The organism is Micromonospora sp. CA-259024 (assembly GCF_050936255.1).
Lineage (GTDB): Bacteria > Actinomycetota > Actinomycetes > Mycobacteriales > Micromonosporaceae > Micromonospora.
In genome coordinates this window covers 746469-766922 of the sequence record NZ_JBNJND010000001.1, presented here as the reverse complement: position 1 = coordinate 766922, position 20454 = coordinate 746469, and the positions used below count along the sequence as shown (strand labels likewise).

Genomic DNA, 20454 nt, shown 5'->3' with positions numbered 1-20454 from the left:
GACACCGACCCTACCCAGCGACGCTGTCCGATGGCCTTCGGTGCGGCAAGCGCGATGACGGTGGTCTGTGCGCGTTCTGACAGCGCCGCTGGCAAGGCTCCCGAAATGGAATACGCCTTCGTCACCGAAGGGCTGGTGAAACGCTTCGGCGAGGTCACCGCCCTGGCCGGGGTGGACCTGGCGGCCCGTCCGGGCACGGTGCTCGGGCTGCTCGGCCCGAACGGCGCGGGCAAGACGACCATGGTCCGCATCCTGGCCACCCTGCTGCCGCCCGACGCCAGGTCCTCGCTGCCTGCGCCCTGATCATCCTCTTCGGATTCTGCCTCAGCTGGCTCTACGTGCTGGTCGGCGTCGTGGTGCGACAGACCGCCCGGGTGCAGAGCGTGGTGCTGCTACTGATGTTTCCGCCCGCCTTCGGCACCACCATGGTCACCCCGGCCGAGACCCTGCCCGGGTGGTTGCGGGCGTGGGCGGACGTCAACCCGGTGACCCACGCGATCGCCGCCTCCCGTGGGCTGCTCCTCGGCGGACCGGTGGCCGAGGAGGCACTGTACTGCGTGCTGTGGTCGGCCGGGATTCTCGCGGTGTTTGCGCCGCTGGCCGTCTGGGCCTACCGCCGTCGCACCTGAGAAGGCGTCGGCGACAACGCAATCTCGGAGAGGACAACGAGCCGGGCACCCCGGCTACCGTGAGCCCACATCCGGTCATGACCAGCATGGACAGGAGCACCCCGATGAGCCAGGTCCCGCCCGACGTGGACACCGCCCCCGACGCCAGCACTGATCTCGAGGCGGTTCAGCTGTTCTTCGGGATCATGTCCGACCCAATGAACGACGACCCGTACACCGGTTACCGGAAGTTGCAGGAACGTGCGCCGGTGCTCCGCACGCCCGACGGCACGCTGGTGCTGACCCGGCACGCGGACTGCGACGCCGCACTACGGCACCGAGACCTGGGCAAGACCGACGACATGCGGGGCTACCTGCTCACTCCGGTGGCCGAGGAGGAGTTCACCAAGGCGATGGCGCTGCTCCAGAAGAGCATGTCGTTCGCCAACCCACCGGAGCACACGCGGGTGCGGCAGCAGGTCGGGGCGGCGTTCGCCACCCGGCACGTGGAGCTGCTGCGGGTGGGCATCGCCGCCCAGGTCGACCAGTTGCTGGACGAGCTGGCCGCGACGCCGGGCGGGGACTTCATGACCACGGTCGCCCGGCCGCTGCCGGTGGCCATCATGGCCGATCTGCTGGGCCTTCCGGAGTCCGACCGGGCCACCGTCACCCCGCTGTTCGCCCAGTTCGCCGCCATGGCCGAGCCGATCGTGGACGCCGGCGTCTTCGCCCGAGCCACCACGGCCCAGCAGGCGCTGGCGGCCTACTTCACCGACCTGCTCGACGCCAAGCGCCGGGATCCGGCCGAGGACCTACTGAGCCGACTGGCCGTGGCCGACCTGGACAGCGCCGAAGTGGTGGCCAACGTGCTGCTGCTGTTCGGTGCAGGTATCGAGACCACCGCCAACCTGCTCGGCAACGGCCTGCACACGCTGTTGACGCATCCGACCGAGTTCGATCGGCTGCGGGCCGATCCGGCGCTCGCGCCCCGGGCCGTCGAGGAGATGCTGCGCTTCGACTCCCCGGTCCACCTTGACGCCCGGACCGCACTGCGGCCGCTCACCCTCGCCGGTGTGGAGATCGCCGCAGGGCAGAACGTGACCACCGTGCTCGGTGCGGCGAACCGCGATCCGGAGCGCTTCCCCGACCCCGACCGCTTCGACATCAGCCGGGCCGACAACGCCCACCTGTCCTTCGCCGCCGGGGCGCACTTCTGCCTCGGCGCCCACCTGACCCGACTGGAGGCCCAGGTCTTCCTGGACCGGCTACTGGCCCGCACCCGCGCCGTCACCCTGGACGCCTCCCCGGAGCGCCGGGCCGGCCTGGGCCTGCGTGGGTTCGCCCGGCTGCCGGTGACCCTGCACCCCTGACCACCCCGCTCGTCCGGTTTCGTACCGGCCGCGCCGACACTCTCGCGAGGAGACATGGACAAGCACATCGCATTCGTCAGCATGCCCGCATTCGGTCATGTCAACCCGAGCCTGCCGCTGGTAGAGGAACTCGTCAGCCGGGGCTACCGGATCACGTACGCCACCGGAGAACGATTCCTGCCGATCGTCGAGGCGGCCGGGGCCCGGGGCATCCCGCTCAACCTGTCCGGAATGCCAGCCAGGCCACCGTCGGGCGACGAGTTCACGGTGGACGCCCTCGTACCGATGATGGAGAAGTTCCTGCGCGAGGTCCGGGAGACGTTCCCGCCCATGCTGGCGCACTTCGAGCAGGACGTTCCCTCGGCGGTCTGCTACGACCTGACCACGTTCCCCGGCCGGATGCTCGCCGACAAGCTGGGGGTGCTCGACGTTTCCCTCATCCCCTACCTGGCCAGCAACGAGAAGTTCGGCCTGCAGGACCTGATGAAGCACGACTCGTTCGCACCGGACAACCCCAAGCTGATGGAGTACGGCAAGAAGATCGGCATGTTCGCCGCGGAGTACGGGCTGGACCTGGCCCCACAGGCGTACGGCGGCGACGCTGCCACGCTGAACCTGGTACTCGTGGCCAAGGAGCTGCAGATCGCGGCGGAAAGCTTCGACGACCGGTTCGTGTTCCTCGGCCCGCAACTGGGCCGCCGGTTGGAGAATGAGCACTGGACCCCGCCGGCGGACGGCAAGCCGGTCATGCTCATCACGCTGGGCACCATCTGGAGCGAGAACGCCGCCTTCTTCCGTACCTGCGTAGAGGCGTTCGGGGACAGCGAATGGCACGTGGTGATGGCGATCGGTGAGCGGACCGACCCCGACGAGGTGGGCCCTACGCCGGAAAACTTCGAGGTGTTCCGCTTCGTGCCCCAGCTCGCGGTGCTGCGGCACGCCCGCATCTTCGTTTCGCACGCCGGCATGAACGGGGTGATGGAGGCGCTCAGCTTCGGGGTGCCCATCGTCGGCGCGCCGCAGCAGCCCGAACAGGACACCAACGGCCGCCGGGTCGAGGAGCTCGGCCTGGGCCGCAGCCTCGGGATGCGGGCGCCGGACGCGGAGACCCTGCGCGCCGCGGTACGTGACGTGGACGGCAGCGCCGAGATCCGGGCCAACGCCGCACGGATGCAGAAGACCTTCGAGGCGTACGAAGGCGCGCGGGTGGGCGCCGACGCGATCGAAGCAGGGCTGGCCCGCAAGTCCGGCTAACCGGCTGCCGGATCGCTCTCCGGCCGCAGCTCCGCAGCAATGCCGGCGAGGGCGTCCGCGCGGTCCAGGCCGGCTGTCGCCGCGTACGCCCGCTCGTAGTCTCGCCGGCCGAGAGTCCCGGTGAGGTGCGGCACCAGCCGCGCCACATCGGGGTTCAGCGCGTCCGCCGAGCCGCGCAGCGCGTGGGCGGCACCGAGCATCGCGGCCGCCGCCGTAGGGTCGCCGCGCCGCATGCACAGCCAGGCCACGGCGACCCCGATGTCGGCCACGAACGGCATGTCGGCGCTCTCGGTGGCCAACGCGAACGCCTCGGCCAGGTACCGCCGGGCGGAGGCCGTCTCACCACCGGCCAGGGCCAGGTGGCCCAGCGCGCAGTTGAGCATCCCCCGGAAGATCGGCGCGAAGGTGGGCGCGTGGCGCAGGTCGTCGGCCGCCTCCCGGTAGTGGCCCTCAGCCTCGGCCAGCCGGCCCTCGTGGCGGGACAGGTCGCCGAGCGAAATCCGGGCGAAGATGACGAACCGGGCTGCGGAGACGTCCCGCCGGTCGTCGATGAGCTCGCGCAGTTCGGCCCGGGCCTGCTGGGCGTCGCCCTGCTTGGCCCTGGTCACGGCGAGCCACACGCGTTGCAGCACTGCACCGTCCGACGGGTCGAGCTCGCGCAGCAACCCCACCGACTCCTCCAGCGTGGCCACCACGTTGGCGAACTCGCCCTGCATGGTCTGCGCGTTGGCCAGCCAGGTCAGCGCGACCGCCAGACCCCACCGGTCACCGACCGCACGGAAGCCGGACGCGGCGCGGTCGAGATCGTCGCGGACCGCGGCCATGTCACCGTGGTTGGCGCCCAGGAACGCCCGCAGCAACCGGAGCATCGACCTGGTCCACGGGTCGGGGTGCCGCAGCCGGTCCCCGATCACCGCCCGGCCTGCGACCACGTCGTCGCTGATCAGCGCGGCCACCGGTTCGAGCAGGGCCGACACCGGGTGCAGGTGGTCGGTGCCCGACTCGCCGGTGTCGGTCGCCGCCGGGTCGACCCCGGTGTCGGCACCGGCATAGCCGCCGGTCATCACCCGGTTGAGCAGATACCACACCGTGGCCTGACGGCGGGGCTCCATCGGGGCCGGGCCGCGCAGTCCGACCACCGGCCGCAACCAGGTCGTCGCCTCGGTGTGGTTACCCTGAACGGTCCAGAGCGGTCCGAGCCCGGCTGCCAGCCGCACCGCGGTCGCGGTGTCCCCCGCGTCGATGGCCAGGTGCAGGGCTGCCAGCAGGTTCTCGTGCTCCGTGGTGAGCCGGGCCAGCCAGTCGAGCTGCCCCGGGCCCCGCAGTTCCGGTCCGGCTGCTTCGACCAGCCGCAGAAAGTACCCAGCGTGCTCGGCTCGGACCGCGGTCAGCCGGTCGTCCTCGGCCAGGCGCTCCAGGCCGTACTCGCGGATCGTCTCGAGCATCCGGTACTGCTGGTCATCGTTGCCCACGGCCTGCAGCAACGACTTGTCGGCCAGCGCGGCGAGGGTGTCCTGCACCGCGGCCGGCACCCGCGGAGCCAGCCCCTCCAGGCGACCGGCGCTGCGCACCGTGATCAAACCCGGGAACACGGCAAGCCACTCGGCCATCCGGCGTTCCTCGCCCTCGAGCATGTCCCAGCTCCAGGCGACCACCGCATGCAGCGTGCGGTGCCGCGGCACGGCGGTGCGGCTGCCTCCGGTGAGCAGCCGGAACCGGTCGTCCAGCCGGGTCGCCAGCACGGTCAGCGGCAGCGACCGCAGGCGGGCCGCGGCCAGCTCGATGGCAAGCGGCAGCCCATCCAGGCGGCGGCAGATCTCGATCACCGCGGCGACTGTCTCGTCGGTCACCGCGAGCCCAGGTTGGACCGCGGCGACCCGGTCGGCAAACAAGCGTATCGAGGCGAATTCGACCGCCTGCGCAACCGGGGTGCCCGGCGCGGGCAGGCCGAGCGGTGCGACCGGACAGAGCGCCTCGCCGACAATGCCGAGTGACTCCCGGCTGGTCGCCAGTACGCGCAGCAGCGGGCAGCGGCCGAGCAGCTCGTCGGCCAGCCGGGCAGCCGCGTCCAGCAGGTGCTCACAGTTGTCCAGCATGATCAGGGTGGGCGCGGCGGAGAGTGCCTCGACCAGCCGGTCCACCACGCCGGACGGGCTCGCCGCCGCGTCGATCATGCCGCGGGCGCGCAGGCCGAGAGCGCCAACGACGGCGTACGGAACGTCTTGCGGATCAGTCACCGAGGCCAGTTCGACCAGCCAGACGCCGCCCTCGAAATCCTTCGCCAGCGCCTCCGCGACGGTGGACGCGAGCCGGGTCTTGCCGGCACCGCCAGGCCCGATCAGCGTCACCAGCCGTCCCTCGCCGAGCTGCTTGTGGATCCGGCGCTGCTCCTCGTCCCGGCCCACGAAGCTGGTCAGCGGCACCCGCAGATTGCCGGGCCGGGCCGGGCCGGCGCGTTCCGACCGGTCGGGCGCGGCGCGCAGTACGGCCAGGTGCGCCTCCCGCAGCTCCGGACCCGGATCGGAGCCGAGCTCGTCGGCGAGCAACCGCCGATACTGGTCGAACGCGGTCAGCGCCTCGGCCTGCCGGCCGTCCGCGTGCAACGCCCGCACCAGCAGGCTGCGTAGCCGTTCCCGGAACGGGTGAACAGCTATGTGCTCCTCCAGCTCGGCGATCAGATAGGACGGCTCCGACCCGGCGTCAATCGCGGCGTCGATGCGGTCCTCGACGGCGGTCAGGCGCAGCTCGTCGAGCCGAGCGGCGGCCGCCGCCACGAACGCTCCGTCGCCTGCGCCGGCCAGCTGGGATCCCCGCCAGAGGGTCAACGCCTCGCTCAGTCGGCCGGCCGCCTCCGCGCCGCGGCCGTCACGCAGCAGACGGCGGCCGTCGCGGGCGAGCCGCTCGAACGCCAGCGCGTCGACCGCCTCGCGGGGCACGTCGAGGCAGTAACCATCGGCCGCCGATCGCAGTGCCGCGGCGTCGGGGAGCGCCCGCCGCAACCGGGAGATCAACGACTGGAGGGCGTTCGCCGGATCGGCGGGCGGGCCGTCCGGCCACAGCGCGTCCACCAGAGACTCCACCGCGACAACCCGGCCGGCCTCCAGGGCAAGGCGGATGAGCAGCGTGCGCAGTCGCGCTCCGCCGATCTCGACGCTCGCACCGTCCTGTGCCATCACCTCGAGCGGTCCGAGAATTCGCACGCGCATGGGGTCACTCTGCCAGGTTTCGCCCGTCCCCCGCAGACCCCTGCGGGGCGCGTCCGGGTCGGCCCTGGTCACTCCCGTCCAAGAGAGCAATTTGTAAGCGGATCTCATTGCGGCACAGCTGAAATGCTCTCACGGACTCGACCCGACAAGCCGAAGGAAAATCATGAGGACAACCCTGACCCGCACGCTTCGCCGGACCGTGACCGTCGCCGGCACGACGCTCGCGGCGGTGCTCGCGATCGCGCTGCCCGCCTCGGCGCACACCTCCATCGTGCTGGACGAGACCGACGTGGTGCCGTGGCTGGCGCCCCTGTCCGTGGACGGGAACGACCCGCTGAGCTATTACGGCACTCTGCCGCAGGCGGGCGCCATCCGCTCCTACCAGTTCGACTCGCCCGGCACGATGCCGCTCTCCTTCGCCCTGCTCCTCCCGGACCAGGCGCCGGAGAACACCCTGCCCGCCACCCAACTTCCCCGCATCCTGATCGTCGCCCCAGACGGGCACGTCACCGTGGTGTCTCCGACCATCCGCGAGGTCGTTCCGATCCCCGAGATCGGCCAGCAGTACCTGCGGGTGTCGAAGTACGACGGCCCGTCGATCGCCGGTCGCTACTCGGTGATCGTCACCGGGCTGGCCGGGGCACGCTTCAACATCTCCACCGGGCACCACGGGGTCTCGTTCCACGGCATCGAACGCGGTTCGGTGGCCACCACCCAGCAGATCATCGACTGGTACAGCACCGCACCCTGACCTGCGGCTTCACAATGACAGCGCTTTGTGCGTGATCTGCCAGTGGCGGCGCATAGCGTCCTATCGCCGTGCGCCGCCATCGGGAGCACATACTTCCGCGCTCAGTAAGGATGTTCCGATCATGTCCGTGTCGTCATTCCGGCCGTCCGTGGAACGCGACGAGGAGCACCACATCCGTACGCCGATCGCCTCGCTCATCGCCGGCCGTCGGACGAAGTACGTCGTGATCGCCATCTGGCTCGGTCTGCTGCTGCTGTCCGCGTTGTTCGCCGGAAAGCTGGGCGACGTGCAGAAGTCTGGAGCCGAGGCGACCCTGCCGACTGACTCGGAGTCGACCCAGGTCCTGTTGCTGCAGGATTCGTTCGTCGAGGTCGAAACCCTGCCGGCGGTGATCGTCTACGAGCGGGCCTCGGGGCTCACCGACGCCGACCGCGCCAAGGTCACCTCCGACGCGCAGGTGTTCGGTCAGCGCCCCGACCTGGAGGGCCAAGTCATCGGCCCGGTGTTCAGCGACGACGGGCAGGCCGCGAAGATCACGGTCCCCCTGGCGCTCGGCACCGACAGCTTCTCCAAGGCCACCGACGCGGTCGACTCCCTCACCCCGGTGACCGAACAGAACTCGAACGGCCTGTCCGCGTATGTGACCGGCCCGGCCGGCGCCACCGCCGACCAGAGCCGCGCGATCGCCGGCATCGACACCACGCTGCTGCTGGCCACCGCGGTGGTCGTCATCATCATCCTGCTGCTGACCTATCGCAGCCCCACGCTCTGGCTGCTGCCGATCATGTCCGCCGGCGTCGCCCTGGTCGCGGCGCAGGCCCTGATCTACGTGCTGGCCCGTTACGCCGACCTGACCGTCACCGCCGACGGGTCCGCCATCCTCACCATCCTGGTCTTCGGCGCCGGCACCGACTACGCGCTGCTCCTCATCGCCCGATACCGCGAGGAACTGCGCCGGCACGCCGACCGACACGAGGCGATGGCGGTCGCCCTGCACCGATCCGCGCCGGCCCTCCTGGCCAGCGCCGGCACCGTGGCCGCGGGCGTCCTCTGCCTGCTGCTCGCCGACATGAACTCGACCAAGGGCCTGGGCCCGGTCTTCGCCATCGGCATCGTGGTGGGCCTGGCGGTCATGCTCACCCTTTTCCCGGCCCTGCTGGTCACCGCCGGCCGATGGATCTTCTGGCCGTCCCGGCCGAAGTTCGGCACCGCCGACGAATCCTCGTCCAGCAGCTGGGCACGGATCGGCCGACTGGTCGCCCGCCGGCCCCGGTCCACCTGGGTCCTCACGTCGCTGGTGCTGGCCGTCCTGTCGCTGGGGATCTTCCAGCTCGACCCGACTGGTCTGACCAGCGAGGAGTCGTTCCGCGGCCAGCACGACTCGATCGTCGGGAATCAGGTCCTTGGCCGGCACTTCGCGGCAGGCGCGGGCAGCCCCACGGTGGTGATCAGCAACCCCGGCCAGATGGCTCAGGTGCGCGACGCGTTCGCCGCAGCCGAGGGCGTTGACCCGACGTCGGTGACCGAGCCGGTGGTCCGCGGCGACCACGCCTACCTGGAGGGCACGCTGATCGCCCCGGCGGACAGCAAGGCGGCGTACGACACGGTCGACCGAATTCGCGCCTCGGTGCACGCCATACCCGGCGCGGACGCCAAGGTCGGCGGCAACACGGCGATCAAACTGGACGTGCAGCGGGCGGCGCAGAGCGATCGGAACCTTATCCTGCCGATCGTCTTCGTGGTCGTCTTCCTGATCCTCGTGCTGCTGCTGCGCTCACTGGTTGCCCCGCTGATCCTGACCGCCACGGTGGTGCTGTCGTTCGGCGCCGCCCTGGGTGTCAGCGCCCTGGTGTTCCGGCACATCTTCGGCTTCGAGGGGACCGACAGCTCGTTTCCGCTGTTCGTCTTCGTCTTCCTGGTGTCTCTCGGTGTCGACTACAACATCTTCCTGATGACCCGCATCCGGGAGGAAGCGGTACGGCACGGCACACGCCCGGCCACGCACATCGGCCTGGCCGCCACCGGTGGCGTGATCACCTCGGCGGGTCTCGTCCTGGCCGGTACGTTCGCGGTGCTGGCCACCCTGCCCCTCACCCAGTTCGCCGAGCTGGGCTTCGCGGTCGCGTTCGGCATCCTGTTGGACACCCTGATCGTCCGGTCCATCATGGTCACCGCCCTGAACTTCGACATCGGCCGGTACATGTGGTGGCCCGGCAAGCTGTTCCACAAGCACGACGAGCAGGTTGGGTGACCGTGGCACAGTTCCACCAGACGGGACATCCCACGGCCGGATCGCACCGCTCAGTGCCGGCCGGCCCACAGCGAGGCGCCCTACTGCCCACTCCCCGCAGGGCCAACGCGGCGGTGCCGCAGGTGGTCAGCGGCTCGGCCCGGCCGCGCCCTGTGGTCCCCCGCGCCACGGCGATATCGCGGAACCATGGTTCCGGCAGGGCCGCGACACTGCGAAAGCCCGACCGCCGAGTGCCGCCGGCGGTACGCAGTGATTCGGGCACAACGGTTGCGGGGAGTGACATGGTCAATGGCCGGGAGCACCGGCGGATGTGCCCGGATCGCTGGCACGGAAACGACCGGCCGCTTCTCGCGCGGCCGGAGCGGGCCAGCAAATACCAGATGGTGGGCGGTTACGCGGTCGGCAGACGGACAGGTGGCGCCGAGTTCTGCGCCACAAACTCGACCCGACCCGGCAGATACCCTGGGCACAAGAAGCGCTACCAGTTGCCGAGAATTCGCTTCACCGTTTACACCATTTTGGTATACGGATTGTCGGCAGTGCCGCGACGACGCTTTCCTTCCCGCACCCCAGCCGACCCATCTCGACCCGGCAGACTTGGGCAGCATGCACCAACTTGAGCGAAAACGCCGAGTCCAGCGCCTTGATGCAGCGCAACACAAGCACACTCCCGGATCGCGAAGGGCGCCACGAACATCCAGCTGCGTCATTATTTTTCCAGTTCAGCCGGGGCAACAGCGGCAGATTTTGTGCGATACCTCTCCTAGGGGACCCGCCAGAACTGGTAGGGGTAGCCAGCTAGATCACCAGTTGTTACATTAACCGAGGAAGGATCCAAGATCGTAAATTAAACATCGATGACCGGGGGATAGTCATGGGGGACAGGCTACTGGAAAGTTTGGTGCGTCAGGCCATCCGCACGATCCGTGAACGGTACGAGGAGCCACTGTCCCTCGATGACCTGGCACGGACCGCCACAATGAGTAAGTTCCATTTTCTTCGGACTTTCCGCAACGTGACCGGGGTGACTCCGATCCGCTTCCTCTCCGCAGTACGTATTGACGAGGCAAAACACCTGCTGTTCGCTACCTCGATGACGGTCGCGGAGATCTCGGTGCAGGTCGGGTACGGCAGCCTCGGCACCTTCACCCGCCGGTTCACCGAGTGCGTGGGTCTGCCGCCCACCACATACCGACGGGTGTCCCGGGGCATGGCGGAGCACGAAACCGAGAGCGGCCGACCGTGGAGGGCCGGGCACCAGCTCGGCGCCCTCTCCGGCACCGTACAGGCCGCGGGTGACGTCGCGTCACCGATCTTCATCGGCGTCTTCGAGACCAACATCCCGCAGGGCCGTCCGGTGGTCTCGACCACGATCACCGAGCCCGGGGCGTGGCGGCTTCCGGCCGTACCCGCCGGCTCTTGGCACCTTCTGGTCGCCGCCACCCCGGCCGACGAACCGGTGGACCGGGAGCCCGCCGGGCACCGGCTCCTGGTAGCCACCGCGGACGACGTGCGGGTGATGCCCGGCGCCCAGGTGCACCTCGACGTCACGCTGCGGCCGCTCGACTGGATCCGCCCGCCACTGATGGTCGCGTTGCCCGGTGTGGAGGCACTTCGCGCGGCCTGACCTGGCGCCACATTCCAACCATTTCCACAGGCAAGCAGGGGCGGTACGCCGCCCCATAACGAAGGGATTCACCAGTGCGGAAGGTGTACGTGGCACTCCTCGGACTGTTCGCGATCGCGATCGCCGTGCAGTTCTATCTGGCCGCGGTCGGCGCGTTCGACAAGCCTCAGGACGACGACTCGTTCGCCGCCCACCGGATCAACGGCCTGATGGTCATTCCGCTGCTCGGCGTACTGGCTACGATCGCCGCCGCGGTGGCGAAGCTGGGTGGCCGCACCATAGGCCTGACGCTGCTCGCGGTGGGGCTGGTGATTCTTCAGCGCCCGATCCAGGTGATCTCCGAAGCGTTCAACACCAGCGCCGGCGACACCACGACGGCGAGCGTATTGGTTTTCGGACTGCACGCGATCAACGGTCTGGCGATCATAATGCTGGCCGGTGGCCTGATGCGCCGCGCCCGCGGCTCGCTGGCTGCGCCCGCCCCGGTTGAGGCCTCGCGGTCCGGCGCGGTCTGACGCACCGTATGCCCACCGCACAGCTCATCGCTCTGGATCTGGTGGCCGCCGCGCTGGTCGCCGTCGCATGGCTCGGTGCCGGCGCGGCGGCCGCGGCCCGGCAAGCCCGGCTGGCGCCGGCCCTTGCCGGCGTGGCGGTGCTGCTCACCGTCCTTCGGTTCGTTCCAGCCCTGGTCCTCGCCGGCCAGGGCTGGTGGTTCGCCCAGGAGAAGGTCACCGTCGCCCTTCCGCTGCTCACGGTTGCCGCCCTGGCGGCGGCCGTGCTGGCGGGTCCGCCCCTGGTCCGGACGGCCCGCGCCGCCCTGACCGGTCAGGCTGCGGCCAATCCGGCACCGCAGACGCCCTCGGAACCCACTGCCACGCCCGCGACGGGTAGCACGACCGAGCCGGCAGCCGAGGCGTCGAGGACCGCGCACCCGGCGGGCGACGTGCTCGACCGGCCGGCCGTCGTGGTCCCGCTGCTGACCGCGGGGTACGCCGCCGCCGCCGGTCTGGTCCTCACCTTTCTGATCGGTTACCCAACGACCCTGGCGGCGGCCCTCGTCACGGTCGCCCTGGTGGCCGCAGCCACGTTGATCACCTGGCAGGTGACCGCGCCGGCTCGAACGCGTAGCCGGCGGATCGCCGCAGCCGCCGCGCTCGCCATCGGGCTGGCCGGGGTCGGTCTCGCGGTGCTGCCAGAGGACCCGGTCGACATCGGCGCCGGCCGTCCGGTCGCTTATCCACCCGCCCACGGCACCCCGGTAGCAGCCCTTCGCGGCTCACCCGGGGACATGGCTCAGGGCGGCACCGTCCGCCGCACCACCCTGACCGCCCAGAAGGGCAACGTCACCCTCACCTCGGGCCGCACCGTGTCGGCGTGGACGTACAACGGCCAGGTGCCTGGCCCGTCCCTCACCGCCGAGGAGGGTGACCTCATCGAGGTGACGCTCCGCAACAAGGACATCGAACGTGGTGTGACGGTGCACTGGCACGGTTACGACGTACCCGCGGCGGAGGACGGTGCGCCCGGTGTCACCCAGGACGCGGTCATGCCGGGCCAGGAGTACGTCTACCGGTTCGCCGCACGGCAGGTCGGCACGTACTGGTACCACACCCATCAGGTCTCCGACATCGGTGTACGGATGGGTCTCTACGGCACACTCATCGTCCGTCCGAAGGGAACTCCACCGGATGCCACCGACCTGACGCTGCCGGTGCACAAGTTCGGCGGCGTGACGGCGTTGGGCACCCACGACGACGTGTACGACGAGACGGTGCCATCAGGTCGGCCGGTGCGCCTGCGGCTGATCAACACCGACAGCGACCCCCGTCGGTTCGCCCTGGTCGGCACACCCTTTCGCCTGTCCGCGGTGGACGGCCGGGACCTGAACGGGCCTGGCGAGCTCACGGACACCGGCCTGGTGCTGCCCGCCGGCGGCCGGTACGACGTGTCGTTCACCATGCCGGCCGGCCCGGTTCAGCTCGTCGTGGGCGACGATCCGGGCCGCGGGGTGCGGCTGGTCCCGCCCGGCACGGTCGCGGCAACACCCGAGGCGGACACCCGCCGCTGGCCCGACCTGGACCTGCTGTCCTATGGCGAGCCCGCGCCGATGCCCATCGACCGGTCCGCCGCGTTCAACCGCGACTTCACCATGGTGCTTGGACGGAACCTCGCGCTTGCCGGTTCCCTCCCCCGCTACGCGCAGACCATCAACGGCCGCGCGCACCCGTCGACGCCCACCCAGGTCGTCGAGGAGGGCGACCTGGTTCGGATGCGGATCGTCAACCGCAGTGCGGAGATTCACCCGTGGCACCTACACGGCCACACCGTCGTGGTGCTGGCCCGTGACGGCGAGGTGCCGACCGGGAGCCCGCTGCGGCTCGACTCGTTCGATGTGCGGCCGGGCGAGGTGTGGGAGATCGGTTTCCGGGCCAACAACCCGGGGCTCTGGATGAACCACTGCCACAACCTGCCGCACCAGGAGCAGGGCATGGCCATTCATCTCGGGTACGCGGGGATCACCGACTCGTTCCACAGCGGTGACCACAGCGCCCACGGCGGTTAGCCCTACCTCGAAGTTGTCGGTCGCGACATGTCTCCGTCGATCGCGAGCCGATACTGCGCGACAGGCCCCGGGTATCGATCGGACGCGTTGGTCCGGCACCCGGGGCCTCTCGCGGTCCACCATCAGCCTGCGGGACGCGTCCCCCGGTCCTGCGGACCGGCGTTCACCACGGTCGCCACGATGGCCAGCGCGACCAGGAACACCGCCCCGGCGACCACGAACGCCCGGGTGTACCCATACGTCAGTGCGTCAAGCGCCTGTGGCAGCAGCGCGGAATTGCCGTTCAGATAGGTTTCGGCCCCGTCGAGACGGTCGTGCGCGTACGCCTGGGAGATCGCCGCAAGCACGGCCAGCCCGACGGCTCCGCCGATCTGCTGGGCAGTGTTGAGGACGGCGGCCGCGATGCCCGAGTCGCTGTCGGCCACCCCGCGGACAGAGCACAGCGTCATCGGCACGAACGTGGCTCCGAGCCCGAGGGCGACCAGGAACATCGCCGGCATCAGGGTGGTCCAGTAGGACGAGTGCGGCGTGAGAGTGCTGAGCCACGCCATTCCCCCGGCTGCGACGACCAGGCCGGGCGCGCTGACCACGCGGGGCGGCACCCTGGCCACCAACCGGGAACTGACCGCCGCCATGATGCCGACCCCCACGTTGAACGGCAGGTAGGCCAGCCCGGCGCGGATCGCGCTGTAGCCCAGCACCTGCTGCACATAGAGGGTCAGGAAGTAGAACGTGGCGAACATGCCCATGCCGACGAAGAACATAGTGGCGTACGACCCGGCCCGGGTGCGGTCCCGCAAGACCCGTGCCGGCAGCATTGGGTTCCGGCTGCGGGCCTGGATCACCGCGAACGCGACGAGCAGCCCCGCGGCGCCGGCGTACCACGCCGGCTCTCCCCCGCGGCTGATCGCGTAGACCAGGGCCAGCAGGCCACCGGTGCCGGTGAGCGCGCCGAGCAGGCCCAGACCCCCGCGATCCCGGTCTGGTTCGCGCAGCACGACGGTTCCGGCCAGCACCGCGATGCCGATCGGGATGTTCAGCAGCAGCACCCACCGCCAGTCCAGGTATTGCGTGATGACACCGCCGAGGAGCAGGCCGATGGTGGAACCGATGCCGGCCATCGCCGCCCAGGCACCCATCGCACGGTTGCGGAGCCTGCCCTCCGCGAACGTGGTGGTGATCAGCGACAGGGCGGTGGGCGCGGTGATGGCGGCGCCGACGCCCTGCAGGATCCGGGCGCCGATCAACAGCGCCGCGGTCGGGGCCAGACCACCGAGCAGTGAGGCCAGCACGAAGACGACGATGCCGAGGCGGAACACGCGGCGGCGGCCGAAGAGATCGCCGGCACGGCCGCCGAGCAGCATCAGACCGCCGAACGCCAGGGCGTACGCGGTGACGATCCAGGACAACGCGCCGACCGACATGCCGAGGTCGGTCCGGATGCTGGGCAGCGCGATGTTCACGATGGTCGCGTCGAGCACCACCATGAGTTCGGCGGTGACGAGGACGAGCAGGGCCAGCCCCGGGTGGGCCGTGCCCGCGGCGGGCGGGACCTCGGGGTTACGGACCTCGGTCGACATGGGATCTCCTCGCATCGGCTACCGGTAGCGCCGGCTGAGCTGGCGGGCGAGCGCCCGTTCGGTGTCGGTGAGGGGCTGCTCCGGGCAGCACCGTTCCGGGTGCCCAGGAGATGGGCCGTCAAGGATTTCCGGCACTCCCAAAGTGAATCTGCCGTAGGCGACCATGCCGTCCCAGACGGCCCACCTCAGCCGTCGCCACCAGCGGCGACAGCTCATGCCGGGATCCGCGGGCGCAGTTGGAAGCCGGCGTCGTCGGTGAGCACGGCCTGGTGAGCGAGGCGGAGATCGAGGCCGGGCTCGATGCCCAGTTCCTCAATCAACTTCGCCCGGGTACGGCGGTAGAAGGCAAGTGCGTCACCGCTGCGGCCGCTGCGGTACAGGGCTACCATGAGCCGGGCGCAGAAGACTTCGTTGAGCGGGTCCTCGACAACCAGCCGACGCAGTTCGCCGACGAGTTCGAGGTGCCGGCCGAGCATCAGGTCGAGATCAATCCGGCGCTTCAGCGCCGTGGCCCAGGCCTCGTCGTGCTGCAGGGCGGCGCCGGCCAGGACCGGGCTGTCCCGCAGGTCCTCCAAGGCCGGACCGCGACGCAGGGCGAGCGCCTCGTGGTAGGTCTGCGAGGCGAGTTCCAGATGGCCGGCCTCGGCGGAGGCCAGCGCGCGGGCGCACTGCTGCTCGAAGAGCGCCACATCAAGGATGCCGTCGGCGACCTGCATCCGATAGCCGGGCGCACGGGTGCCCAGCGTGCAGCGTCCTTCGAGGCTGTGTCGGACCAGGAACTTGCGCAGCTGGGAGACGTAGACACGCAGGGCCGCCAGCGCGGTTGGCGGTGGCCGGTCGCCCCACAGCTCACGGATGAGCAGTTCGTTGGAGGCCGTGGTGTTGGCCCGGATCAGCAGAGCGGCGAGCAACTGGCGGAGCTTGCGCTGCGGCAGTGGCACTTCCTCGCCGTCGACCACGATCTCGAGCGGGCCGAGCAGCCGGAGGGCGACGGGCCGGCTGTCCCGGTCCACCGCTTCCCCGGGCGCGGGCAGCGTCAGCAGGGTGGTCACGCGGGAACCTCCTCGAAACGAGGGTGGGCGCTGCGGAAGAACGCGAGCGGGCGTTCCTCGCGGAGCAGGCCCAGGTCGACCACCCGCCCGACCACGATCTCGTGGTCGCCGCCGGAAAACACCGCATGCAGGCGGCAGTCCAGATAGGCCAGGGAGTCGCCGAGGACCGGTGAACCGGTGGAGGCCGGGTGATGGGCGAGCCCGCCGAACCCGGCGGTGGCGCGTGCGGCGAAGGCCCGGCAGAGCGCCACCTGGTCGGAGGCCAGGATGTTGACTGCGAAGGTGCCGGCGGCGCGGACCGCGGCCAGGGCCCGGGAGTCACGGTGCACGCAGAACAGCACCAGCGGCGGTTCAAGCGACACCGAGGTGAAGGAATTGACGGTGAGCCCGATCGGCTCGCTGTCGTCGCCCCGGCAGGTGATCACCGCGACTCCGGTCAGGAATCGCCCGCAGACTTCGCGCAGCATCCGTCCGTTAATCGGAGCGGGTGGCGGTTCCTCTGATTGCGGAACGGTAAGGATGTCCATTTTACCCCCAGAGAAGCGCACGCGGACCGGCAATACGGTGCGTCGCGGCAAGTGCGGCGAGCGTAACGACGAACGCGGGGCCCGCCTACGTACCAAAGGAGGAGGACGTACCTACTTTTGCCGTCCGGGATGAAGTATCCGCAGGTCAGACCGATGATCACTATCCTGCGGACCCGGGAATGCGCCCAGACAAAGCAATTCTGGAGGGTCCCGTACAGGGCCACGACCTGCGGCGGAAATTTTTCCCGGCCCTCATCGACGCTTTAGTGCGGCACGGGAATCTGCGTGTGCCGCGTGCCGAGCGGCATCGCGGAAGGGGAGGACCGAGCAAATGCGCAGCACCCTGATCGTGGCCCGCATGAAACCTGGAGCCGAGGCCGACGTCAAGCGAATCTTCGCCGAGTCGGACGCCGGCGAACTGCCGCATGTGATCGGTGTTCGAGAGCGTCGGCTGTACCGCTTCGGCGACCTCTACATGCACTTCTTCCTGTCCGGCACCGACGCGCGGCCGGCCATCGCGAAAGTTCGTGACGGCGATTTGTTCCAGAACGTCAGCGAGCAGCTACGCCCGCACATCACGGCGTACGACCCGGAGAACTGGCGTGGCCCGGAGGACGCGATGGCGAAGGAGTTCTACACGTGGCGGGCGGACCGCTGACCGGCCCGACGGATAGGGGAGGACTGGGATGACCAGCGACCGAATGACCAAGATCGCGGCGGCTGACGTGCTGCCGAACCGACGTCGCGGCGGCGACCTGCGGACCTTGCTGAGCCCGGCGACGGCTGGCACGACATCGGGTTTCATGGGGGTGCTCACGCTGGCGCCCGGTGAGGTGGTGACCGAGCACTACCACCCATACTCGGAAGAGTTCCTCTACCTCGTCTCCGGGGCGATCACCGCCCGGATCGACGGCGAACGGGTCCCGCTGGCCGCTGGCGAGGCGTTGCACCTGCAACCCAACGTGCGGCACCGGCTGGAGAACACCGCTGATACGGAGGCCTTCCTGGTCTTTCAGCTGGGTCCGTTGGCGCCGCGCCCGGAACTCGGTCACGTGGATACCGAACAGCTACCGGATCAGGCGGGGACATGATGCCGCGCCGGGCTGTGGTGACCGGGATCGGCGTGGTGGCCCCCGGTGGGGTAGGCGCCAAGGCCTTCTGGAACCTGCTCACCGAAGGACGCACCGCGACCCGGGCGATCAGCCATTTCGACGCCTCGGGATACCGGTCCCGAATCGCCGCCGAGTGCGACTTCGACCCGGCTGCCTCGGGGCTGAGCCCGGCCGAGATCGGCCGGATGGACCGCGCCGCACAGTTCGCCGTGGTGGCCGCCCGGGAGGCACTCGCGGACAGCGGCGCGGAGACCGGCGACCTGCCGCCGCACCGGGTCGGCGTCTCGATCGGCAGCGCGGTGGGTTCGACGGTCACCCTGGAGCGGCAGTACGTACGGGTCAGCGACCACGGCAGCCGGTGGGTGGTCCGCGCCAACGACCCGTATCCGCACCTGTACGACGCCTTGGTGCCGAGCGCACTGGCCGCCGAGGTCGCCTGGACCGCCGGCGCGCAGGGCCCGGTGCGGGTGGTGTCCACCGGGTGCACCTCGGGCCTGGACTCCGTGATCCAGGGCGCGCAGTACATCGAAAACGGTACGGCCGACCTGGTGTTGGCCGGCGCCACCGACGCGCCGATCTCGCCCATCTCGGTGGCCTGCTTCGACGCGATCAAGGCGACCTCCGCCAACAACGACGATCCGGAGCACGCATCCCGGCCATTCGATCGGGACCGTGACGGGTTCGTGCTGGGCGAGGGCGCGGCCGTTCTGGTGCTGGAGGAGGAGTCGGCGGCCCGCCGACGCGGCGCCCGGATCTACTGCGGCGTCGCGGCGTACGCACAGCGCAGCAACGCGTTCCACATGACCGGCCTGCGCCCGGACGGGCGGGAGATGGCCGAGGCGATCCGGGTGTCACTCGAGCGCGCCGGGCTGCCCGCCGAGGCGGTCGACTACGTCAACGCGCACGGGTCGGGCACCCGGCAGAACGACAGGCACGAAACCGCCGCGTTCAGGTCGGCGCTCGGGGAGCACGCACACCACGTACCGGTGAGCTCGATCAAGTCGATGGTGGGGCACTCGCTGGGTGCGATCGGCGCACTGGAACTCGTCGCCTGCGCACTGGCCATCGAGACCGACACAGTGCCGCCCACGGCGAACCTGCACCATCCCGATCCCGAGCTGGGCTTGGACTATGTGCCGCTGACCGCACGCCAACACCGGACCCGCACGGTACTGAGCGTGGGCAGCGGCTTCGGCGGCTTCCAGACGGCGATGCTGCTGACCGCGCCGGGAGCGGCGGTCCGCGATGACTGACAACATGACTGGCGACACCGCGACGACCGGCACCGCGGCAGCGGGAGACGTGCCGGCCACCCGGCGCGCGGTGGTCACCGGCATCTCCGCCATCGCGCCGAGCGCGTCCGGCGCCAACGATTTCTGGGAGGCCGTACTGGCCGCCCGCAACGGGCTGGGTCCGATCACCCGGTTCGCCGCGGACGACTTTCCGGTGCCCGTGGTCGGGGAGGTGCAGGGCCCCGAGGTGGTGCCGGGGGTGGATCCCAGGCTCGTGCTACAAACCGACCGGTGGAGCCAGTTCGCGCTGCGAGCGGCCGACGAGGCGCTGCGGGATGCCAATCTCGACCCAACCGACTTCAACCCGTACGACCTGGGTGTTATCACCGCCTCCTCGTCCGGGGGCAACGCGTTCGGGCAACGTGAGATCCAGGCATTGTGGTCCAAGGGGCCGCGGTACGTCGGTCCGTACCAGTCGATCGCCTGGTTCTATGCCGCCACGACCGGGCAGCTTTCTATCCGGCACGGCATGCAGGGGCCGTGCGGAGTCGCCGTGGCCGAGCAGGCTGGTGGCCTGGATGCGATCGGGCTTGCTCGCTCGGCGGTGCTGCGCGGCGACGCCCGGGCGGTGCTGACCGGCGGCACCGAGGCGCCGCTGAGCCCGTACGCGCTGACCTGCCAGCTGACGTCCGGCCGGCTGAGCACCGGCACCGACCCAGGCCGGGCCTACCTGCCGTTCGACGCCGGTGCCGCCGGACACGTCCCCGGCGAGGGCGGTGCGATCCTGGTGCTGGAGTCGTCGGACGGCGCAGCCGACCGTGGCGCTGGCACGCCGTACGGCGAGATCGCCGGTCATGCCGCCACGTTCGACCCCCCGCCCGGCGTCCCGGCCGCTCCCGGACCGTCGCCGCTGCGTCGCGCGATCGAACTGGCGCTGGCCGACGCGGGCCTGACCCCGGCCGACGTGGACGTGGTCCTCGCGGACGCGGCCGGCACACGGGAGCTCGACCGCGCCGAGGCGGCGTGCCTGAGTGAGGTGTTCGGCCCGTACGGCGTTCCGGTCACCGCGCCCAAGGCGGGATACGGGCGGCTGTACGCCGGCGGCGCACCGCTGGACGTGGTCACCGCCCTGCTGGCCCTGCGTCACCAGATCATCCCGCCGACCGGCGGCGCGGTCACCGTCGACCCCGAGCACCGCATCGACCTGGTCGGCGATCCCCGCGCGGCCGACCTGCGTACCGCGCTGGTGATCGCCCGGGGCTACGGCGGTTTCAACTCCGCGGTCGTCGTACGCGCGGTCAGTGCGTGACGGCCCGGTTGA

17 protein-coding genes and 1 pseudogene are annotated in these 20454 nt (G+C 70.3%); 13 read left to right on the top strand and 5 right to left on the bottom strand.

Annotated features, from left to right (window positions below; genetic code table 11):
* Positions 1 to 105: 105 nt before the first annotated feature.
* From ACQEUX_RS03405 to ACQEUX_RS03390, 4 genes and pseudogenes are all read left to right on the top strand, one after another.
* Positions 106 to 279: pseudogene (locus ACQEUX_RS03405) on the top strand (ATP-binding cassette domain-containing protein); the annotation flags it as partial.
* 59 nt (positions 280 to 338) lie between these two features.
* On the top strand, positions 339 to 629 hold the full coding sequence (locus ACQEUX_RS03400) for an ABC transporter permease (protein WP_433040917.1): 291 nt from the start codon (positions 339 to 341) through the stop codon (positions 627 to 629).
* Between the two features lie 104 nt (positions 630 to 733).
* Positions 734 to 1978 (top strand): cytochrome P450, encoded by a 1245-nt coding sequence (locus ACQEUX_RS03395; RefSeq protein ID WP_433040914.1) that lies wholly within the window; start codon positions 734 to 736, stop codon positions 1976 to 1978.
* Positions 1979 to 2032: 54 nt separating this feature from the next.
* A complete protein-coding gene (locus tag ACQEUX_RS03390) occupies positions 2033 to 3232 on the top strand; it encodes a macrolide family glycosyltransferase (RefSeq protein ID WP_433040911.1) in 1200 nt (399 codons plus the stop codon).
* On the opposite strand, the gene ACQEUX_RS03385 is transcribed toward ACQEUX_RS03390, so the two are convergent.
* On the bottom strand, positions 3229 to 6438 hold the full coding sequence (locus tag ACQEUX_RS03385; RefSeq protein WP_433040909.1) for a BTAD domain-containing putative transcriptional regulator: 3210 nt from the start codon (positions 6436 to 6438) through the stop codon (positions 3229 to 3231). The genes ACQEUX_RS03390 and ACQEUX_RS03385 overlap by 4 nt on opposite strands.
* A 163-nt stretch (positions 6439 to 6601) precedes the next feature.
* On the opposite strand from ACQEUX_RS03385, the gene ACQEUX_RS03380 reads away from it, so the two are divergent.
* The 5 genes from ACQEUX_RS03380 to ACQEUX_RS03360 all read left to right on the top strand — a co-directional run bounded on the left by ACQEUX_RS03380 (position 6602) and on the right by ACQEUX_RS03360 (position 13630).
* On the top strand, positions 6602 to 7189 hold the full coding sequence (locus ACQEUX_RS03380; RefSeq protein ID WP_433040906.1) for a hypothetical protein: 588 nt from the start codon (positions 6602 to 6604) through the stop codon (positions 7187 to 7189).
* A gap of 121 nt (positions 7190 to 7310) precedes the next feature.
* Entirely contained in the window at positions 7311 to 9440 is a 2130-nt protein-coding gene (locus tag ACQEUX_RS03375) for an MMPL family transporter (RefSeq protein WP_433040903.1), read from the top strand.
* Positions 9441 to 10314: 874 nt separating this feature from the next.
* Positions 10315 to 11067, top strand: coding sequence for a helix-turn-helix domain-containing protein (locus tag ACQEUX_RS03370; protein ID WP_433040900.1), 753 nt, complete (start codon positions 10315 to 10317; stop codon positions 11065 to 11067).
* Positions 11068 to 11141: 74 nt separating this feature from the next.
* Positions 11142 to 11582 carry a DUF6220 domain-containing protein gene (locus tag ACQEUX_RS03365; RefSeq protein ID WP_433040897.1) on the top strand — a complete coding sequence of 147 codons (441 nt, stop codon included), beginning with the start codon at positions 11142 to 11144 and terminating at the stop codon, positions 11580 to 11582.
* A gap of 8 nt (positions 11583 to 11590) precedes the next feature.
* Entirely contained in the window at positions 11591 to 13630 is a 2040-nt protein-coding gene (locus ACQEUX_RS03360) for a multicopper oxidase domain-containing protein (RefSeq protein WP_433040894.1), read from the top strand.
* A 122-nt stretch (positions 13631 to 13752) separates the two neighbouring features.
* Here ACQEUX_RS03360 and ACQEUX_RS03355 read toward each other — a convergent pair whose 3' ends face one another.
* From ACQEUX_RS03355 to ACQEUX_RS03340, 4 genes are read right to left on the bottom strand one after another with little or no spacing between them, the layout of a single operon-like run.
* Positions 13753 to 15210, bottom strand: a complete 1458-nt coding sequence (locus ACQEUX_RS03355; RefSeq protein WP_433040891.1) for an MFS transporter — start codon at positions 15208 to 15210, stop codon at positions 13753 to 13755.
* 18 nt (positions 15211 to 15228) lie between these two features.
* Positions 15229 to 15426, bottom strand: a complete 198-nt coding sequence (locus ACQEUX_RS03350) for a DUF6059 family protein (RefSeq protein WP_433040888.1) — start codon at positions 15424 to 15426, stop codon at positions 15229 to 15231.
* The gene (locus ACQEUX_RS03345; RefSeq protein ID WP_433040885.1) at positions 15423 to 16262 is read right to left on the bottom strand and encodes an AfsR/SARP family transcriptional regulator; all 840 of its coding nucleotides are present in this window, start codon (positions 16260 to 16262) and stop codon (positions 15423 to 15425) included. The genes ACQEUX_RS03350 and ACQEUX_RS03345 overlap by 4 nt, the downstream gene beginning before the upstream one ends.
* On the bottom strand, positions 16259 to 16840 hold the full coding sequence (locus ACQEUX_RS03340) for a flavin reductase family protein (protein ID WP_433040882.1): 582 nt from the start codon (positions 16838 to 16840) through the stop codon (positions 16259 to 16261). Before ACQEUX_RS03340 ends, ACQEUX_RS03345 begins: the two co-directional genes overlap by 4 nt.
* A 280-nt stretch (positions 16841 to 17120) precedes the next feature.
* Between ACQEUX_RS03340 and ACQEUX_RS03335 the strand changes: the two genes are divergently transcribed.
* The 4 genes from ACQEUX_RS03335 to ACQEUX_RS03320 are packed head-to-tail and all read left to right on the top strand — an operon-like array spanning position 17121 to position 20442.
* Positions 17121 to 17447 (top strand): TcmI family type II polyketide cyclase, encoded by a 327-nt coding sequence (locus ACQEUX_RS03335; RefSeq protein WP_433040879.1) that lies wholly within the window; start codon positions 17121 to 17123, stop codon positions 17445 to 17447.
* Positions 17448 to 17475: 28 nt separating this feature from the next.
* Positions 17476 to 17880: a cupin domain-containing protein gene (locus ACQEUX_RS03330; RefSeq protein WP_433040876.1), complete on the top strand. Its 405-nt coding sequence runs from the start codon at positions 17476 to 17478 to the stop codon at positions 17878 to 17880.
* Positions 17880 to 19154 carry a beta-ketoacyl-[acyl-carrier-protein] synthase family protein gene (locus ACQEUX_RS03325; RefSeq protein WP_433049572.1) on the top strand — a complete coding sequence of 425 codons (1275 nt, stop codon included), beginning with the start codon at positions 17880 to 17882 and terminating at the stop codon, positions 19152 to 19154. Before ACQEUX_RS03330 ends, ACQEUX_RS03325 begins: the two co-directional genes overlap by 1 nt.
* A gap of 4 nt (positions 19155 to 19158) precedes the next feature.
* Positions 19159 to 20442, top strand: a complete 1284-nt coding sequence (locus ACQEUX_RS03320) for a ketosynthase chain-length factor (protein WP_433040873.1) — start codon at positions 19159 to 19161, stop codon at positions 20440 to 20442.
* Positions 20443 to 20454: the final 12 nt, after the last annotated feature.

What these genes read in the sequence shown, in the direction of transcription:
- ACQEUX_RS03355 (WP_433040891.1), bottom strand. Translation starts at nt 15,210, where the DNA reads ATGTCGACCGAGGTCCGTAACCCCGAGGTCCCGCCCGCCGCGGGCACG.
- ACQEUX_RS03395 (WP_433040914.1), top strand. Translation starts at nt 734, where the DNA reads ATGAGCCAGGTCCCGCCCGACGTGGACACCGCCCCCGACGCCAGCACT.
- ACQEUX_RS03375 (WP_433040903.1), top strand. Translation starts at nt 7,311, where the DNA reads ATGTCCGTGTCGTCATTCCGGCCGTCCGTGGAACGCGACGAGGAGCAC.
- ACQEUX_RS03370 (WP_433040900.1), top strand. Translation starts at nt 10,315, where the DNA reads ATGGGGGACAGGCTACTGGAAAGTTTGGTGCGTCAGGCCATCCGCACG.
- ACQEUX_RS03325 (WP_433049572.1), top strand. Translation starts at nt 17,880, where the DNA reads ATGCCGCGCCGGGCTGTGGTGACCGGGATCGGCGTGGTGGCCCCCGGT.
- ACQEUX_RS03380 (WP_433040906.1), top strand. Translation starts at nt 6,602, where the DNA reads ATGAGGACAACCCTGACCCGCACGCTTCGCCGGACCGTGACCGTCGCC.
- ACQEUX_RS03385 (WP_433040909.1), bottom strand. Translation starts at nt 6,438, where the DNA reads ATGCGCGTGCGAATTCTCGGACCGCTCGAGGTGATGGCACAGGACGGT.
- ACQEUX_RS03335 (WP_433040879.1), top strand. Translation starts at nt 17,121, where the DNA reads ATGCGCAGCACCCTGATCGTGGCCCGCATGAAACCTGGAGCCGAGGCC.
- ACQEUX_RS03350 (WP_433040888.1), bottom strand. Translation starts at nt 15,426, where the DNA reads ATGAGCTGTCGCCGCTGGTGGCGACGGCTGAGGTGGGCCGTCTGGGAC.
- ACQEUX_RS03390 (WP_433040911.1), top strand. Translation starts at nt 2,033, where the DNA reads ATGGACAAGCACATCGCATTCGTCAGCATGCCCGCATTCGGTCATGTC.
- ACQEUX_RS03320 (WP_433040873.1), top strand. Translation starts at nt 19,159, where the DNA reads ATGACTGGCGACACCGCGACGACCGGCACCGCGGCAGCGGGAGACGTG.
- ACQEUX_RS03330 (WP_433040876.1), top strand. Translation starts at nt 17,476, where the DNA reads ATGACCAGCGACCGAATGACCAAGATCGCGGCGGCTGACGTGCTGCCG.
- ACQEUX_RS03360 (WP_433040894.1), top strand. Translation starts at nt 11,591, where the DNA reads ATGCCCACCGCACAGCTCATCGCTCTGGATCTGGTGGCCGCCGCGCTG.